This is a genomic window from Pseudonocardia nematodicida, from assembly GCF_040105385.1.
Classification (GTDB): Bacteria; Actinomycetota; Actinomycetes; order Mycobacteriales; family Pseudonocardiaceae; genus Pseudonocardia; species Pseudonocardia nematodicida.
Map to the genome: position 1 here is coordinate 25,521 of NZ_JBEDNQ010000008.1, position 16,775 is coordinate 42,295.

15 protein-coding genes and 1 pseudogene are annotated in these 16,775 nt (G+C 71.1%); 2 read left to right on the forward strand and 14 right to left on the reverse strand.

Annotated elements, in window-relative coordinates:
- Positions 1 to 203 precede the first annotated feature (203 nt).
- The 12 genes and pseudogenes from WIS52_RS19155 to WIS52_RS19205 form a co-directional block, all read right to left on the reverse strand.
- Entirely contained in the window at positions 204 to 605 is a 402-nt protein-coding gene (locus WIS52_RS19155; RefSeq protein WP_349299672.1) for a single-stranded DNA-binding protein, read from the reverse strand.
- Positions 606 to 991: 386 nt separating this feature from the next.
- Positions 992 to 1,567, reverse strand: coding sequence for a hypothetical protein (locus WIS52_RS19160; RefSeq protein WP_349299673.1), 576 nt, complete (start codon positions 1,565 to 1,567; stop codon positions 992 to 994).
- A 77-nt stretch (positions 1,568 to 1,644) separates the two neighbouring features.
- Entirely contained in the window at positions 1,645 to 2,241 is a 597-nt protein-coding gene (locus tag WIS52_RS19165) for a hypothetical protein (protein WP_349299674.1), read from the reverse strand.
- 117 nt (positions 2,242 to 2,358) lie between these two features.
- Positions 2,359 to 2,832, reverse strand: a complete 474-nt coding sequence (locus tag WIS52_RS19170) for a hypothetical protein (RefSeq protein WP_349299675.1) — start codon at positions 2,830 to 2,832, stop codon at positions 2,359 to 2,361.
- 81 nt (positions 2,833 to 2,913) lie between these two features.
- A complete protein-coding gene (locus WIS52_RS19175; RefSeq protein WP_349299676.1) occupies positions 2,914 to 3,357 on the reverse strand; it encodes a hypothetical protein in 444 nt (147 codons plus the stop codon).
- 293 nt (positions 3,358 to 3,650) lie between these two features.
- Positions 3,651 to 4,094, reverse strand: coding sequence for a hypothetical protein (locus WIS52_RS19180; RefSeq protein WP_349299677.1), 444 nt, complete (start codon positions 4,092 to 4,094; stop codon positions 3,651 to 3,653).
- A gap of 100 nt (positions 4,095 to 4,194) precedes the next feature.
- Complete coding sequence (locus WIS52_RS19185) at positions 4,195 to 5,997, reverse strand: ParB N-terminal domain-containing protein (protein WP_349299678.1); 1,803 nt, start codon at positions 5,995 to 5,997, stop codon at positions 4,195 to 4,197.
- 286 nt (positions 5,998 to 6,283) lie between these two features.
- Positions 6,284 to 6,541: a hypothetical protein gene (locus WIS52_RS19190; protein ID WP_349299679.1), complete on the reverse strand. Its 258-nt coding sequence runs from the start codon at positions 6,539 to 6,541 to the stop codon at positions 6,284 to 6,286.
- A gap of 1 nt (position 6,542) precedes the next feature.
- Positions 6,543 to 7,076: a hypothetical protein gene (locus WIS52_RS19195; protein WP_349299680.1), complete on the reverse strand. Its 534-nt coding sequence runs from the start codon at positions 7,074 to 7,076 to the stop codon at positions 6,543 to 6,545.
- Positions 7,077 to 8,223: 1,147 nt separating this feature from the next.
- Positions 8,224 to 9,429 carry a DUF932 domain-containing protein gene (locus WIS52_RS19200; RefSeq protein WP_349299681.1) on the reverse strand — a complete coding sequence of 402 codons (1,206 nt, stop codon included), beginning with the start codon at positions 9,427 to 9,429 and terminating at the stop codon, positions 8,224 to 8,226.
- Between the two features lie 291 nt (positions 9,430 to 9,720).
- The gene (locus WIS52_RS31740) at positions 9,721 to 10,083 is read right to left on the reverse strand and encodes a GNAT family N-acetyltransferase (protein WP_379610630.1); all 363 of its coding nucleotides are present in this window, start codon (positions 10,081 to 10,083) and stop codon (positions 9,721 to 9,723) included.
- Positions 10,084 to 10,585: 502 nt separating this feature from the next.
- A pseudogene (locus WIS52_RS19205) lies at positions 10,586 to 10,885 on the reverse strand (integrase core domain-containing protein); the annotation flags it as partial.
- Between the two features lie 185 nt (positions 10,886 to 11,070).
- On the opposite strand from WIS52_RS19205, the gene WIS52_RS19210 reads away from it, so the two are divergent.
- Positions 11,071 to 11,328 carry a type II toxin-antitoxin system Phd/YefM family antitoxin gene (locus WIS52_RS19210; protein ID WP_349299682.1) on the forward strand — a complete coding sequence of 86 codons (258 nt, stop codon included), beginning with the start codon at positions 11,071 to 11,073 and terminating at the stop codon, positions 11,326 to 11,328.
- Between the two features lie 3 nt (positions 11,329 to 11,331).
- Positions 11,332 to 11,616, forward strand: a complete 285-nt coding sequence (locus WIS52_RS19215) for a type II toxin-antitoxin system RelE family toxin (RefSeq protein WP_349299683.1) — start codon at positions 11,332 to 11,334, stop codon at positions 11,614 to 11,616.
- 635 nt (positions 11,617 to 12,251) lie between these two features.
- On the opposite strand, the gene WIS52_RS19220 is transcribed toward WIS52_RS19215, so the two are convergent.
- Positions 12,252 to 12,515 carry a hypothetical protein gene (locus WIS52_RS19220; protein WP_349299684.1) on the reverse strand — a complete coding sequence of 88 codons (264 nt, stop codon included), beginning with the start codon at positions 12,513 to 12,515 and terminating at the stop codon, positions 12,252 to 12,254.
- 2,089 nt (positions 12,516 to 14,604) lie between these two features.
- Entirely contained in the window at positions 14,605 to 15,438 is an 834-nt protein-coding gene (locus WIS52_RS19225) for a hypothetical protein (protein ID WP_349299685.1), read from the reverse strand.
- Positions 15,439 to 16,775: the final 1,337 nt, after the last annotated feature.

A 16,775-nucleotide genomic window follows, 5' to 3' on the forward strand; every position in this document is an offset into this window, starting at 1 on the left:
TGCAGAGTCATCGCGTCCCCATCCGACGGTGGGGAGGTCTCCTCGCGACGTCGCTGCGGTAGCCGATCTGCACACCTGCAGCGACTCCGTGTCGCTGCCGCGGGTCATCACTGCCGCGGGTCGGGTCCCGCGGCAGTAGGCGCACCGGCCCGATGGGTCGGCGTAGTCGTGGGGGGCGCTCGGAGCACCGCCCACGACCGGAGTCAGGGGGCGATGGCCTCGGGCGCGGTGGTCGAGGCGGGACGCCCGTTCTTGTGGAGGGTCACCTTCGCGAAGCTGAGGTCAACCGCGACGGTGTCGGCGTGCAGCGTGGTGCGCACGACCCGGCGGGTTTCCCCGGTAGGTGTGAAGGAGTCGTCGGTGAGCCGGCCGGTCACTGTCACGCGGGTACCGGACTGCACCGAGTCGTAGACGTTCTCGGCGAGCCGGCCGAAGGCGGTGACCTGCTGCCAGACGGGCTCGGCGTCGCGCCACTGCCCGGTCTTCGGGTCGCGCTCGCGCTGGTTGAGTGCGAGGGAGAAGTTGAGGATCGCGGTGCCGTTGGCCTTGCCGTGGACCAGGGGCCGGATCTGGCCGATGTTCCCGGTCAGGGTGATCTCGTTCATGGGTGCCTCCCGGCGTGGTCGGTGCTGGTTGGTGACGCGGCTCTGCCTCAGCGCGGCGCGGGGCGGCCCCGCAGGGGGCGGCGGGTGGTTGGCCGCTGGCCCGACCGGGTGGGAACCCGCGAAGCGGGTCCGAGCACAGCGAGGCCCGTCCCACCCGGTCGGTGTCGACGGGCGTTCATCGCCGCGCACCGCGCCGTGCTGTGCTGACCTCCGGGCGTCTCCCAACCCCGGGCTCTGACCACGCGTGCGTGCACGTGTGCGACTGTCCTGCTCCGGCGCTCAGGCCCGATCTCATGCAGCTGGGGCGGCCCTGCAGGTAGCCCGGCCGCCCCATGTGGACGTGGAGGCCTGGTTGTCAAGGTCGTGCGCCGGAACGCCGGGGGCGGTCACGCGCTGCGAGCGACAGTCAGCAGCAGGCGGGCCGGTGTGCTGAACCAGGCGCGCACGACGTCGGTGGCGTCGTGATGGGCGAAGTGGTGGGCGAGCCGTTCGAGGGCTCCAGGGATCCGGCTCTCGACTTCGGCAGCGAGCGTGGCCACCGGGTAGTCCAGCCCGCTGGCGCCGTGTAGCTCGGCGTGCTCGGCCAGGGCGAGCTGCTGGAACAATTCCTCGTCTCCGAGGTTCTGCACGCGCGGCACTGCGTCGACCTCAGCCGCGGTGGTCGCCCCGGTGATGGTGCGCTGGTAGAGGAGGCCGTCATTGAGCATGACCCGCAGCGGCGGATCGTGCGGGTAGCGCTCGCCCAGGTCGGTGGTGTCGATCGAGACGTGCAGCGCCCCGTCGTCGCTCCAGTAGGCGAAGACCAAGGCGTCACCGACCCTCACCGCGGGCCGCTGATCGTCGCTGGTCTGAGGCAGGAACTCGGCAGCCCGGTTGAGCTGCTCGGGGCTGGCCGCGGCGCGCGGTTGCGCGTCGGTGGTCCGGTCGGCGTTGGGCCGGTGGGATGGCACGAGCAGCTCCATACGTCGGGGGGTCGGTCTGTTGATCGCTCCCGCGGGGCCGAGGTGGCGGTCGGGCCGCCGTCGTCGGCCGTGGCCGCTCATCCGGCCCAGGACAGGCCGTGATCGCCGAGTGCGGGGAACTGGTGCAGGAACAGGCTCTGGTCGCGGCTGGCACGGTCGCGCCAGTCCTGGGCGTCGTAGTCCCAGGTGGAGTAGCCACCGATGAACACGCACGGTGCGCAGGTCGGCCGGCCCGTGCGCTGCCCGAACGTGGCGGGCGGGCGGTCGCCGCCCGGGTGCGGGTCGCGGTGCTGGGCCATAACCTCGAAGACCGTCAGCATCCCGCGGTAGGCGGGCGACCAGACGGGCTGGTACTGCCCGAACCCGTAGGCCACGTCCGGGATCTCTCGCCATCCCTGCGTGGCAGCCACGTTCAGCGCCCGCACGACGTCGTCGGGCAGCAGCACACACGGTGCGCACCGCCCGCCGTGGCGAACGACCACGCGCACGTCGGCGTGGCTGATGGCCGGTACGTCCGCGATGTAGCGGGCCTGTTTGCCCAGGCGCAATTCCTGCTCCCAGTCGAGGTAGTAGGACAGCGCGGAGGCGACGGACCCCCAGTAGGACACGGTGTCGTCGGTCATGCGCTCGCCCCAGGCGGGGTATCGCGGGTGGCTGTGTGCGGTCGTGGTCATGCGTGAGCCTCCGGTCGGTCGTCGGCGAGGGACGGCAGCGGCGCGCGGCCGGCACCGGTGGGGGTGTGGTCACGGCGTCGGCCGGGCGCGGCACCGGCCCGCCCAGCCGCGGCGGGGTCAGCTGATGGCGGCCGGTGCGCGGTCGGCGATAGTCGAGAGCCGGGCGCTGATCAGGACCGAGTGGTAGGCGGTCAGGGCGTCGCCGAGGGTGCGTCCGTCGTCCTGGGCGTTCTGCGCGGCGCGGGCCGCGGCCGTCACGGCGTCGGGCAGGGCCGGGACGATCAGGAGGTCCAGGACGGCGTCGGCCATGGCGCCCTCGTGGTCGGCCAACAGGTGCAACGGCATCCCGGCGCGGTGCAGGGCGGCGCCGATCAGGCACATCGCCCGGTGGCCGTCGGCGCTGACGTAGCGGCACGACGGCACCCCGTTCTCGCCGCTGTTCTCGGCGAACAGCGGGTGCTGATCGGCGGGGTCGACGTAGGCCTCGGCATCGGTGTCGATGTCGGGGTAGGTCCAGTTCAGGCCGCGCTCACCGGCCACGGCGTGCAGCGCGGCGGTGAAATGGTCCTCGGTGATGGCGATGGTGGGCATGGGCGAACAACCCCTCTCGGGCGGTGGGCTGGCGGGGTGAGGGCGGCGCGGGGCCCCGCCGGGAGCGGGGCCCCGCGGTGGTCAGCGGTTGAGGCTGCGGCGGTGGTAGCCGGCCAGCACCGCGATAACGGGGGCGAGATCGGCGCCGGGCTCGCCGGCGTTCTCGAGCAGGGGCCACAGGTCGTGTCGGACGGTGTCGGCGACGACCGTGTCGGGGTAGCAGACCCCGACGGTGACCTCGTCCCCGGTGAACTCGCAGTCCTCGCCGATCTCCTCGTAGAGGCGGCCGGGGCCCACCGGGTGGGCCGAGTGCAGCACCACCGAGAGCCCGAACGGCGCCGCCGCGTTGCGCGGGCCGAGCCAGCGCATCTCCACCGCGCCGTCGTCGTCGGCGACGACCAGCCGGATCCAGTGCGGATCCGGCGCGACGCGCACCTGCAGGCCGTCGACGGCGGCCGGGCCGGTCTTCAGCCGGTCCAGGGTCAGTGCCGCCTCGGTGGCGGTCGGGGTGTTTGTAGTGGTCAACGGGGCCTCCGCGGGTCGGTGGGGCTTGCGCTGGATCGCGGCCTGCCTCAGCGCGGCGGGGCGTGGCCCCGCAGGGGGCGGCGGGTGGTTGGCCGCTGGCCCGACCGGGTGGGAACCCGCGAAGCGGGTCCGAGCACAGCGAGGCCCGTCCCACCCGGTCGGTGTCGACGGGCGTTCATCGCCGCGCACCGCGCCGTGCTGTGCTGACCTCCGGGCGATCTGGCACGAGCTCCACCGGGCCTGCGGCGGCGCCCGCCGAACCGCAGCGCCACGGTGTTCTGGCCCGCCGGTGCTTAGGCGTTGTCGACGGCGTCGAGGAGCCGTTGACGGAGCCCGGGGGTCTCCAGCGCTTCGGCCCAGACGATCCAGTCGGGAAACGCGCGGGCCAGCGCCCGCCGGTGCGTGGGCCCGGTGACCGCGATCAGCTGTCCCAGGGCCCGGCCCCAGGGCGACGGGATGATCCCGCGGGGAAGGCCGTAGGTGGTGAGCAGGCTCTGCAGCGCGTGCTGCTCGTCCTCGGCCAGGTCGTGGAGCTCGGCCCGGTGGACCCAGTCCTCGATGGTGTGATCGGGTTCGGCGGGGTGCCCGGGCGCGGGGGTGCTCGGGCCGCGGTGGGCGCTGCCGAGGCTGAGGGCTGCGGCGATATAGCGGGCCTGCTCGTGGTGCGAACGCCGGCGCCAGTGGTCGGTGTCGGTCTCGGCGAGGACGGCGGCGAGCAGGTCGGTGGAGGTGTCCACGAGGTGTGCTCCTGATGGCGTAGGCGAACTGCGGATACAGCGCGGCCGAGCGCAGGGCCGAGACGCCAGCGGGCGTCTCGCCCCTGCGGTGACCATGTGGTCAGTGGTTCGCGGCGGCCTCGCCGTTCGCGATGACCTCCGCCGTGGCTTCGGCGCCGCCCTCAGCGGTCGCCGCGGTATCGAGCTCGGTGGTGGCCGCTGCCTGGTCTTCGACCGCTACCCCGTCGGCGCTGTCGGTCTTGCTGCCGTCGTCGGCGGAGTCGGCCTCGTCTGCGGCGTCCGGCGGCGTGGTGCCGGTGGTGCCGGTCTGCTCGGTGATGACGAGCTGCTCGACGTCGGACAGGTCGTAGCCCCACTCGCGCAGCTGGGTGACGTAGCGCCGTGTGGTCGGGCTGGGGTTGCGCCAGCTGTTGCGGTGGGTGCCCTCCTCGAAGGCGGCGAGGACCACCGCGAGGGAGAGCATCGTGGCCCGGGCCGCGCTCGATGAGCCGGCGGCCTCGGCGATCGGGTGGGGCCGGCCGCTGTGGAAGCCGTAGACGCCACCGGCGGAGGCATCGCTGAGGCCCAGCAGGGTCGCGGCGAGAAAGTTGCGGGACTCCATCGCGCGGCGTAGGTCGTGATCGCCACGGGCGATCTCGGCGGCGACGAAGATCGCCGCTCCCTTCGGCGCCGCCTTGCGGGTGAACAGCTCGCGCAGCCAGTCACGACGCACGACCTGCGCGGAGTCCCACGCCTTGTTGTTCGCGATCACCGTGCGCCGCTCCTGGCGCGCGACTTCGCGCTCGCGGTCCTCGCGGGTCTGGCGCTGCTCGTCGGTTTCGCCGACCGGCGCGGCGGTCGTGGTGCTCGGCCGGGGCCGGTCGTAGAGCTCGGCATGGCCGTGCTCGGCGGGGGCCAGGCACATCCACACCGGCTGGGCGATCCTGCCTGCCTGCTCGAAGTCCCAGCGGGTCATGACGGTGGCGGCGTGACCAGGGCAGTCGCGGTGGGCCTGTTCGGTGAGGTCGGTGCCCGCCGGGTCGTCCGCGGTGGGCCGCAGCCGGGCGATCGCGGTCGCCGTTTCCAAGCCCTCGTCGTCACGGCCCAGGACGGTGACCCCGTCGGCGCGCAGCTGCTCCTCCACCTCCGCGCACAGGGCCCGGTCGGCGCGCGCGTCACGCAGCCGCTGCGCCTGGTGTGCGAGCTGCCCCGGCCGGGTCAGCGCGGTCTCGGTGAGCTGCTCGACCGCGGTGTCGTCATCGGCGAACTCGGCGATCACCGCCATCTGGACCAGGTCCAGGTCGTGACAGGACCCGACCTCGAGCGCCCGGGCGCTGCCGGCGACCGCGGTGGTCTGGCGGACCCGCTTGGCCGGGGTCCTGGTGGTCCGTGCGATCTGCCCCGCTGTCATGCCCAGCCCGAGCAGCTGCTGGTGTGCGGCGACCTCGTCGGCGTCGGAGATCCCGGCGCGGTGCTGGTTCTCTCCGAGCTGGTCGATGATGCGCTCGGCCTCGGCGGCACGCTGGGCCTGTTCGGGGTCCCCCGATGCCTCGGCGTCAGCGTCGGTGGCAGGGCTCTGGGGTTCGACCAGAACCCGCACACGGGCCAGACCGGCCTTGACCGCGGCCAGGGTGCGGCGCTGGCCCTTGCGCACGACCAGGGCGCCGTCGGCGGCGCGGCGGTAGACGTTGATGGGTTCGCGCACGCCGCGGTCGCGGATCGAGGCGCAGAAGTGCGGGTCGAGGTGGACGTCGGTGCGGGTGTTGACCTCGAGGACCAGCGTGGTGGGGTCCGCCCAGGCCAGTTCGCCGAGTTCGTCGACATCGTGGAGGAGCTCCGCGGTCACCGGCGCAACCGAGGTACTGGTCGTCTCGGGCTGGTCCTCGACGCGGTCGGTCGAGTCGGTGGCGGTGTGTGTGGTCATGAACAGCCCTCTCCCTGGCGGTGACCGCCCGACCCGCTGGTCGGGCGGTGCGCCCCCGCTGCCCGGGGGTGCGCTGCGCGTCCCGGGCAGCCCGGCCGGTGGGCCGGAGGGGAATCGGCTGTGGTCGCCCCGGTGTGGACCCGCCATGGCACTGCCGCAGCGCTCAGGTGTCGGCAGGGGCGGGTTCACCCGCGGGGGACCTCGCGGCCGAGGCATCTCCGGTCCGCCGGTCGGGATGCCAGCGTGTGCCCGCCCCTGGCCGGGGCGGATACACGGCGAGACCTGCCTACAACGCCGTCTCGCCGGCGAAGTTGTTGATGCCGCTGCGCATGACTTCGCCGGCGTCCCAGCCGGCCTCGGCCACCAGGTGGAGAAGGTCGGTAATCAGATCGGCCACGCCTTCGGTGGACTGCTCGTCCAGGGCGGCGATCTGCTCGGGCGTCTGCCCGTCCGGGCAGTACGCGCGCAGCGCCGCCAGGGCATGCTCGGCAGACTGGCGGGGAGTCAGCCGATCGTTGGACCGCCAGGCTGCGAGGTCGTCCACCTCAGCCCTCCCACGTGCGGGTCTGGCCGAGCAGGTCGGGACGGCTCGGTGCGACGGTCACCAGGGCCTCGTAGTGCGCGTGCTCGGACGGTCCGCACGAGTGGCCATCACCGCTCTCCGGCCGGACGACATCGTCGAACCACTCCTCCACGCCCTCGCCGGCGCGGGGCGCACGGATGACCGCGGGGTGCTCGGACTCGTGTCCGCACGAGTAGGTGCTCTCGACCCGGACGGTGATCATGCCCATGCCTCCTGCCCTTCCGGTGTTGGCCTGGGGGTGAGCGGTCCAGCCGCCCGGCTCGCCGTGGTCGGTGTGGTCGTGCCCGAATCTGCACTGCGGCTCGTGGGCGTGCGGGCACTGGTGGGCGGGCACCGAGGTGATGTCCGATGCCCAGCCGAGCACGGCGAGGGCTCGGGACAGGTCGAGTAGCAGCCGTGGGTGCACCCGCAGCCGGACCTCGGTGTAGCTCGGGAACTGCGCGTTGAACTGGCCGGCGCGGATCTCGTGGCGCAGGGAGGGCTCCACGACGTGCACCAGGTCGATGGGACCGGTGTGCGGGTGCTCTGAGCGCAGCCGTAGTGCCCCTCGGCCGCCGTGCTCGCCTTGTGACACGAGCGTCGGGAGGCCGGAGAGGTTGGAGCGGACCTCGGCCAGGATGGCCTGCTCGGCGGCGGCGCGGGCGTCCGCGGCGCGCCGCCAGTCCCGTGCGGCCGGGCGGACGTGGCGGTACGGGGTGACCAGCCGGCGGTGCAGGTCTGCGGCGATGCGGGCCGTCGGGCGGTCGGATCAACTGTGGCTCGGGCTTGCAGCGCGTCGGCACCGGGCACGTCCCGCGCGTCCGGCGGGGGTTCGCAGACCACGAGCAACCGGCCGGACCCCGGTCCGTGGCGGGCGATGCGGACCCGCAGGGTCGCACCGTCGGTGGCGGTGAGCAGCATCCCGTTCTGGTGCGTGCTCGTCGCCCAGGCGTGCTTGTCGATCGCGGTCAGGGCATCGGCCACAGCTTCGGCGATATCGCGGTTCCCCAGCCGCGCTGCGCCGGTCACGACCGCACCTGTCCTCGGTGGTCCGGCCCGGTGTCGGCCTGGTCGGCACCGGTGAGCAGGGCCGGGGCGATGCCCTGCCCGTGAAGTCGCCGGTGGATCTCGGACAACGTGATCATCGGTGGTCCCTCATCTCAGCGGTGTGCACAGGACGAAGCCCCGGCCGGGCGATCTGCCGCGCAGGGCAGGCCGCACCGGCCAGGGCTCAGGTGGTGGGGTGGGAGCTCGGTGGCGTCGGCTCGACGCGCGCGAGGTCAGGGGCGGGCGGCGTGGCGGACCGACATGACCTGCCACCAGCCGTAGGCGATCTCGCAGCACGGTGCGTGGCCCCGGGTCGGGCACCACCCGCAGGGGCAGTGCTCCGCCACGCGCCGGCGGCAGACGCTGCACTCGCCGGGCGGATAGCGCGTCATCATCAGGTGGGACGGCCACACAGGCGAGGACGGCGGCGAGCAGTTGCACCGCCGGCCACAGCTGCTCATCGGTGGCCCCGTCGTGCAGCACCCGCTGCGACACCGCCTCCCAGCGCTGGTCGTGCCCGACCAGCCGGGCGGCGGCGCGAGACGCGGCCGCGCACTGGGCCAGCGTTGGCGCGCTGTAGTGGTCGAATGCGAGGGGGTTCACCGTCTGCGGTGTGCTCACGCGCCGCGACCGGTCGTGAACGCGGCGGAGAGCCGCATGGCCTCGATACCGCGGGCCTCGACCTCGTAGGCCTCGTCGACGTCGACGAGGCGCTGCGCGGCCGCGGTGACCGCGTGCAGTACCCCACCGGAGGTGCGCAGGCCGCCGTCGATGAAGTGGGACAGGATCGAGTTCTGGGCATCGGTAGAGAACCGCAGCTTCTTGCTGACGTGCTCGATGGTCTGCTGCGGGCGGGTTACCTCGATCCCGGCGTCGGCCTCGATCTCGGCGATCCGCTCGGCGACCCAGTCCTGGTCGAGGAACGATCCGATCGCGTCGCGGGTCATCTTCGTGACCAGCTGCAGGCTCGCGGCCTGGGTGTCGGAGGACCAGTTGATCTGGCCTGCGGCGAGGCGCCCGCCGACGTGGACCTCGTCGATGGCGTGACGGGTCAAGGTCATACCGTTGTTGCAGATCTGCACCGTCAGCTGCGGGATGAGCCGGAACTTGCCCTGCCCGGTCTCGGAGTTGGTCAGCACGAATCCGGCGAACACCGTCGGGTTGTCCGCGCCGCGCGCGCCGGAGAACGGGGAGGTGTAGCCGGCCAGCAGCGCCGGGGCCATCGCCGCGACCTCGGTCGAGCGGATCTTGACGTACATGCGGGACTCCGACAGGTCCGCCGAGACGATGTCGACCGGGTGCCCGGCCGCGTGGACGCCCTCCAGGGCGGTCATCAAGACGTCGAGGTTCTCGATCGGGCGGTACCGGTCCGACAGCAGCGCCCGCATCACCCCCTGCCCGCCATCGCCTGCGGTGAGGCCGCGGACCAGGAACCGGCGGTTCTGGTCGTGGGTGAGCCAGCCGTTGACGTTGGCGTCGTAGAGCTCCACGTTCTGCTCGCGGGTCCGCCGCAGGTAGGCGGTGGGGATGCCGAGCTTCTCGGCGATGCCGTAGTCGGCGGTGCGGGTCGGGGCCAGGGAAAGGTCACCGCTGGTGACCCCGTCCATCGACAGCTCCACCGGGCCGGCGCCGCGCACGACCATCCGGCCGGCCCGGGCCTGCAGGGCCGACGCGGCGACGACGTGGTCGGACTTCGCGGCCTGCTGGGTTCGCAGCAGCTCGACCATGTCGCCCAGGTCGGCGTTGCGGGTCGTCAGCGCCACCGGGCTCTGTCCGCCCTCGTTGTCGGCGCGCGAGGTGCTGTGCTCGATGTTCTGGCTCATGACACGAGTTCCGTTCTGTGCGGCGTTCGCACCGGCCCCTGGGGAAGCGGGGCCGGTGCGGTCCCGACCGCTGCGGTGGGACGTGACTCGCCCGCACCACGAACTCCGGCGCGACGGGGCCGCGCGCTCGCCCGACCGGCGTGACACCACCCCGACCGCATCAACCGGCCGGCCGACGACACAGAGCCGAGTGGTGTCACCCGCGTCGGGTGCGGCAGGCGCGGCATCGGCGGGCAAGCCGGAGAGCGGGGTGCAGAGTCACCACGGCCCACCCCAGCAGCGGCGGTGACCTCACCGGCGCTGCTGCCTCCCGCCAAGCTCCCTCACCTTCTGGAAGCCGCCGAGTCGGTGATCCGCGGGCCAGGATCGGGTGAAGGTATGGAGACGGTCGATCGGGAGGAATCCATACCGCCGGTAGAGGGCGGTGGCTGCCGTGCGGTCGCACGCGGTGCCGGGCTCATCGTCACTGACGTAGAGCACAGCCTGCTCGGCTCCGGCGCGCTGGACACGTTCCAAGCCCGCCCGAAGCATGAACCTGCCGAGCCCCGCACCGCAGTGGCCAGGTTCGACCTCGAGCCACGCGATAGCCGGTCGGCGTCGACAAGCGAGATCGACGCCCCGTCCGCGGCGTCTCCCGGTGGCCGCCCAGTACATACGTCAGCTCGCCTGGGCGGGCAGGAACCGTGCGACGCCGGCGGCTGCCTCGTCGACCAGGACGCTGCCGCGCCCGCGGTCGGACAGGTAGCGCGCCGCGGCGCGAGGCCCACGGGTGCTCAGCAGCTCGATCGAGGCGAAGCGAGTGACTTCGAGGACCTCGTCGGCCCGTCTCCCGACAACAGCACCTCACAGCCGAGCTCGGCTGGGCGCGCGGCAACTCTGGCGTTCGGCCGCGGGAGAGCGTCGAGGCGGTGCCCGACTGCAGACCATGCGCACTCAAGCGGGCCGTGGTCTCGACGACTTGGAGCTCGCAGCCCCGCTGGAGCCTGGCGATGGGCGTAGCAGCGACGGCGGCGGCCGAGCGGCCCGGTCGTCGATGAGGTCGATGGTGAACGCCACGACCCGCCGCCCCGGGCCTGCGGCAGGCTTCGATAAGGACGGCCAGGCTGTCTATGCCGCCCGAGTAGCTGAACCGGCCTGGATCCGTCGGAGGCTGGGATCAGGCCACCTCGGATGTCGAGGCGGCCGGTGTGGCCTCACGGTAGCGCTGTTCGAACTCAGCGGGTGGGACGTGTCCGAGCGCGGAGTGCAGCCGGTCGGTGTTGAACCAGTGCACCCACTCCGCGGTCTCCTTCTCCACCTCGGTTCGTCCGGTCCAGGAACGCGGGTGACGCTCGATGAGTTGGGTCTTGAACAGACCGATGGTCGATTCCATGAGCGCGTTGTCCAGGGCATCGCCGACCGAGCCGGCCATCTTCGCCTCGCGCAGCGCCTCAGTGGACGCCAGCGAGGTGTACTGCAATTCTGGAGCCGGTGTCCGGTTCAGCAGGGAAGCTCGTACACCTCTGCTAGCGACCGCAATCTCGTCCAATAGGTCCCGTGGCCGCGTGGTCCGCGCGCGCTGGCCGACTATGCTTGCTCTTCTGGAGGATCGTCCGGCCGCTCGGGCTGGACAACCCAACGCTCAAAATGTACATTTTGTGCATGGCCGCTGCAGAGATGTCGTCGACCGAGGCGCGGAACCACTTCGCCGATGTGGTGGGCCGCGCGCAGTACGCCGGTGTCACGACCGCGATCACCAGCCACGGCAAGCGGGTCGCGGCGATCGTCCCAGCCGAGGTCCTGGACCTGCTCGACGAGCTGGAGGACCGGGGCCTGTCCCGCATGACGCGTGAGGCCAAGGCCGAGGTCGGCGAAACCATCGACCACGCGGACCTGCTCGCCGAATTCCACCAGCGCTGACCCGTGCCCGACGCTCCCCACTGGCACATCACCTGGACCGCACCAGCAAGCAAGGCCCTACGCAAGCTCGACCCGCAGGTAGCCCGCCGCATCCTGGCTGCGGTGAGCAACCTCGGCGACGATCCGCGCCCGGCACCGCCGACTGGTAAGCCGCTCAAGGGCGAACCCGGAGCCTGGCGGCTCAAGGTCGGCGACTGGCGAGTGGTCTACGAACCGCAGGACGACCAGCTCGTGATCCTGGTCGTCACTCTCGGGCATCGCCGAGAGATCTACGACCGACTTGGCTGAGGCGTGGTACGGAATTGCATCGCGGCATCGCGTCGTCACCCCATGAGTCAGCGGTACCGTCGGTGTGCCAGCGGATGTGCTGGGCGGCTGGTTCGTCGTTGTCGAGCTCGTCGGTGGAGTCGCGGTAGGCGATCTCGTTGAGGACCCGGCGGGCGTGCTGAACCGCCTGTTCGGTCTGGTCGGCTTCCGCGACCCTCACGATGTCCTCCCTGGTTTGGACGGGCCACGCACACACGCACGCCCTCCCGCCCGGCTCCGGTGGCCTGTCGGCAGGGGCGGGGCGGTCGAGTCGGTGGTTCGACTCCTACCGTCCCGGGTTCGACCTTGTGTTCGGTCTTGCCAAGCGCGGGGCCGTGACTCGGTACGCGCTGACGTGGGTCGCACTAGTCCCCGGGGTCGGCAAGATATGCGCGCTGTACGCCTGGTTCCCTACACAGCGACGATTATGATGTGCGAGCGACGGGTTCTCGGCCGGTAGGAGTACACAGCTCACGCAACGGTGCCACTCTGAGGCGCCACGAGGGTGGCGATCGCGGTCCGGCTGCGGCGACGGTGGGGACGCTGACGTTCGGGGAAGAGCTGCCCCCAGCGGTGCGGGCGTGAGCTGGCCGAGGGTACGCCTCCGGTTCGCCGAGTCACTCGGTGCCGGCTGCGCAGGCCGTGTTCTGGTGGGTCCTGTCCTCGCCGTCGTCGCAACGCTCGGGGGGCTTCGGATCCGCCAGGTCGGGGGTGGTGATCGGGGTGGGGCGTCGATCGAACTCCGCGGCGTGGACGCGCGCGTGCTGCGTGAGGCCTTCGGTCAGGACCAGGGCGGCGCACAATGGACAGACCATCACCGCGAGTACACCGCGAGTGCAGAAGATGCGGTGGATCGCTGGCTGGCTGTGTGGATGGGTCATGGGTTGCCTCCATGGGGCGGTCAAGAGCCCGGTCGTCGTTGCAGCGTCGATCGGTTCGCTCAGGACAGGTGATCATCGGGTGCGTTGGCGTCGTGCGTGGCGAGCCGGTGTGGGGTGCCAGGGCCGGTCGTGGCTGCGGCCACGGGGATCAGTGGTGGCGGCCGGTAGAGGGCTGCGGTGCTGATCTCGCGGATGCCAGCTGTTCACCGGATCGGTGATGGCGGCACCGGCGTCGTCGTCGATCTCGGCACGTCGTACTGAGATCGGTCTTGGGGTGGGCGTACTGCGGTGCAGCCAACCCGTTCTTGCAGGTTTGGACTCGACTACGTGTTGATCGAGTACTCGCGTGTCCAGTCTCGGAGTTGGCCGACACCAGACCCGGGAGTACGACGATGTCGACGAAGGCGTCGTCGCCGGGCGACGGCAAGACGTAGCTGGCCCGGCGGGCGTCAGCGCGGGTGTGGCGATCTCGCGGGATCTGATGCTCACATGTGTCTGGGACTCAGGGAGATCGGCCGGGACCTACTCCGGACATCGCGGTTGTCGACCGGCACTGAGGAGGCGCTCGCGGGACGTCGTGGCTATGCCGGTTCGACGAGGCTGCGCAGCAGGAAGCGGCGCGCGGGTCCGCGGGCCGGCCAAACGTTGATGTGGCGTCGTAGAGGTCGCGGGTGTGCCCGCGCAGCCGGCTCTGGTGGGCGAGGGCGACGTCGAGTCTGGCGGCGATGCCGTTCTCCGCGAATCGGGTCGCCTTCACGACGGCGTCGGGACAGATGACGGGCGTTGAGGCCGAGATCGGTGGCCCTCGGCTCCGTGCATCGTGGCGTCGTGGCCGCCCTGCGGTGAGGGTGACGGCGTCGGGAACCGGGGCGTGTCGGACCAGGAGATCGCGCAGGTCACCGAACGAAGTGCTGCCGGCGGTGATGGTGAGGTCTGGGGTCACGTCGGATCTCCTGAGCTGGTCTCACGCCGGCTGGCGGCGCTGCGGTCACGGTCGTGGCGGTTCCCACCGGGCGGGTGGGATGCGACTCGTCCGGCGGGGCGGCCCGGGGCGTGGCGGGGCCCGCGCTCGCCCGACCGGTGTGACACCACCTCTGTGGTCAGGGCGGAGCGCGGCGACCAGGGCGGTGGTGTCACCTGCGTCGGGTGGGTGGCGAGGCATCGGTGTTCGCCCTGGGATGGCCCGCAGAGTCAGTGCATCCCACTCGCCCGGCGGGGACCGACACCGGCGCGATAGCCCCTCGTGCACGCCCGTGCTCCGCTGCTGGTCGTGGCGGGCATCGCAGCGGTGTCGCGAGAGGTCGGCTGTGCGGTGGGGTGACGGCCCCGGTCCGGGGCACGGGAGCCGGCAAGTCCCGGGATCGTCGCGGCGGTGTCGCGGTTGGCATGCTGTGGAGCACGAAGGCTCCTATGAGGGCGATCGCGCCGAAGAGGCCGCGCCCGCGGTTCGGCAAAAGGCGGTCGTGTCGCGCGGCGGCCTACGTGGGCGTCGTGTCGTTCGCGTCGAGCACGATCATCCCGCGAGGCCGTGATCCGGCGTCTGCGCAGTCGGCTCGGATCGCGTTGTACCGACTGTGCGGTGCGCACCTCCCGCGCCAGGGTCGGCCGCTTCGTGACACCCCACAAGGCGCTGCCGGCATCACAGCACGGTGATGGTCGGCGGGCGTAGCTGCTGTCGAGGTCGCGAATGCCGCGGCCGAGACGGACTGCGTGCATCGCGGGTCGCGGCGCCGTCGGCAGTGATCGCCGCAGGGCGCAGGCCGCCCTGGTTGATCCGGAAGAGACAGAAGCCTCGGTGATGTGGTCCGTCTCCGAGAGGATTAAGAACTGTTTCGGGGTGGCTGCCCTCCGGGGGGTGCAGGACGAGGCGGACCAACTGCTGACGGCTCAACAGTCAAGACTCGACCGTTTGTTCGATATCAGACGATGGGCGGGAGACTCGCCCGCTGTTCTTGCGTCGTCGGGTCCGATGACGCAGCGGCGTAGTAGGTAGAGGCGGCGGTCTTGCGCTGGTGAGCAGAGTTGGCCGATGCCGATAACGATGCCGTTGCCGATGCCACTGGTGCGACGCCTCTGCTGGACGCGTCGTTTACAGGGTTCCGGCCTTCGTCGCGGCGAAGGCCGCTCTCAGATGATCGAGTTCGGCAAGGGCGGCGGGGAGTCGGTGGCGCTGGTGCAGTCCCAGAGCGCGGGGATGGCTTCGAATCTCAGCTGTGAGCAGACCGGCGACGGCGAGGGTCGCGGGGGTCAGGGCGTCCTGCTCGTAGTCGGCGCGCAGTTCGATGAGCCAGTCTTCGATGTCGGAGGTAGAGTCGCCGTCGACGTCCTCCAGATCGTCGATGGCGTCCTGGGCCTCGTCGGTGGGGGGACGAGCGCTGTCGTGAGTGTCAGGCTCTGCTGGACCGTTGATGGCCTGAAGGAAGCGGTCGGCCTGGGCGATGAGCCCGGCTATCGCAGCGCGGACTGTTGCGCGATGGCGCTCGATCCAATCCTGTTGCGGGTCGCGGGTGTGTGTGGCGCGCCGGGCGTCTCGGGTGAGTTGTTCATCGGGGCGGTCGTGAGCCAGTAGGGCCTCGAGACGGTCCAGGCGGTCGCGGAGGCCCTGTCGGGACCGGATGCCGAGTGGGGCGCCGAGTTCGGCGGCCGATAGGCCGAGTTGTAGGCCCTGACGCAGCAATCGGCGTTCGCGTCGGCGTTCCTCCCACCAGCACCACGTGTTCAGTAGCACGGCGTCGTGGTGGTCGGCTGCCGAGACTGCTGTCGGTACGCCGGCGGTGCCCCGGTCCAGAACCCAGCTGATCACGTCCCGAGCCTCGGTTCCTAGCTCTGACCTGCGGGGATCGTCGATACGGATGTGTCTTTCAGTGACGCGGGTGATCGCGGCATCGCGTTCGACACTGGTGATGCGGGGAGGGGTGGCCACTGTGACAGTATTTCACTGACGGTTAATCGGACACGGCTTGGGCCGTTGTCGTGTTCGGGATGCTCCCGCGTGACCATCTGGTTCGTGAGCCGGCGCCGCAGAAGGCCCACGTAGTGGACTTGGCAAGGACGCGGTCGGACGGGCGCAGCGACGGCCTCGGCACTGCGGGGTCCTGAGAGTGGGGCCGGCGCATCTGTGTCCGAGGTGAAGCAGGTGCTCTTCACTAGAGGTAGCCAGAAGACTACTACTGAGGCGGTACAGCGCAAGTCGGCCGGGTCGTGGCTACGGAGTTGGGCAGACGGCTCTGTGGGGCGCGGGCGTATCCTGTGCTGCGATGCCAGCCGTGACGCGAGCGCGATCTGGTCGGGGCGCGCCGGCGCCGGCGCCGTGCCAAGACGGACAGTCGTGCTGCGGTGGTGACACCTGTCGTGCCCGCTCCCGCCCTCCACCGCAGCGGTCGGTGTTTTCGCTTTCGCCTCGCTCACCACGACAACCTGATGCATGTGGTGCAGGGCCGGAGGAGCAACCGGCATCGCGCGGCTCGCGTTCCGTGCGTTCCCGTCCGTGCCGGGAGTCCTGTTGTGCTCGAACAGCCGACTTCGCGAGTTCTTAGGTCGTGGGGTCATAAACGCCGTTTACACCGTCCCCACAACCGCGGAGTCCTGGTCGTGTGTGGTGATGCGCGCGGCCTTCGATGTTGACGTGGTCCGGCATCCCGCAACAGTTCTCGAACGGACTCATTACTTGCCCCACGGCCTGCGTAACGCGGGACGGTGGCAAGATCTGGCTTCCGCACGTGAGCCATCGGACCGTGCCCATGACACGAGCGTGGGGTTTCGTGCGGCAGCTACTCCGCCTCGACCACGTTCAGCCCTTGAGTACCCCGCGCGCTGATCCGGCCTCCATCACGGGACACCAGGTGTGAGTCGGCACCGCGCATGTCAACACAGAGCGATTGTGTTGCGCAGGCAGGTGGAGACGATGGTGGCCGCGACAGGTGGCAGGTGCGAGCGCCGGGGGGCCTCGAGCCGGGCTGTCCTCCACAACCGGTCGAACGTCTCTCCCGAGATGTCAGCTGTTGCAGGCGCCTCACCACACCCGCCGCGGTACTCGGCATCAGATGGGCACCCTGCGATAGCTCCATTGGCCACGAGCGGCGGAGCGGATTCACCGTGCCGCTGAGGTCAGCAACGGTCGCATCCCACCGGTACCGGTTGGGTGGGCCGACCCGGGCGACGCGTCGGCCAAGGAGCCGGTCCAGATCCGGGTGAGGTCCGCTCTGTCGTCGACCATGCTCGACCCGCCGGCGGCGTCAGGCGTAAACGGCGTTTACACCT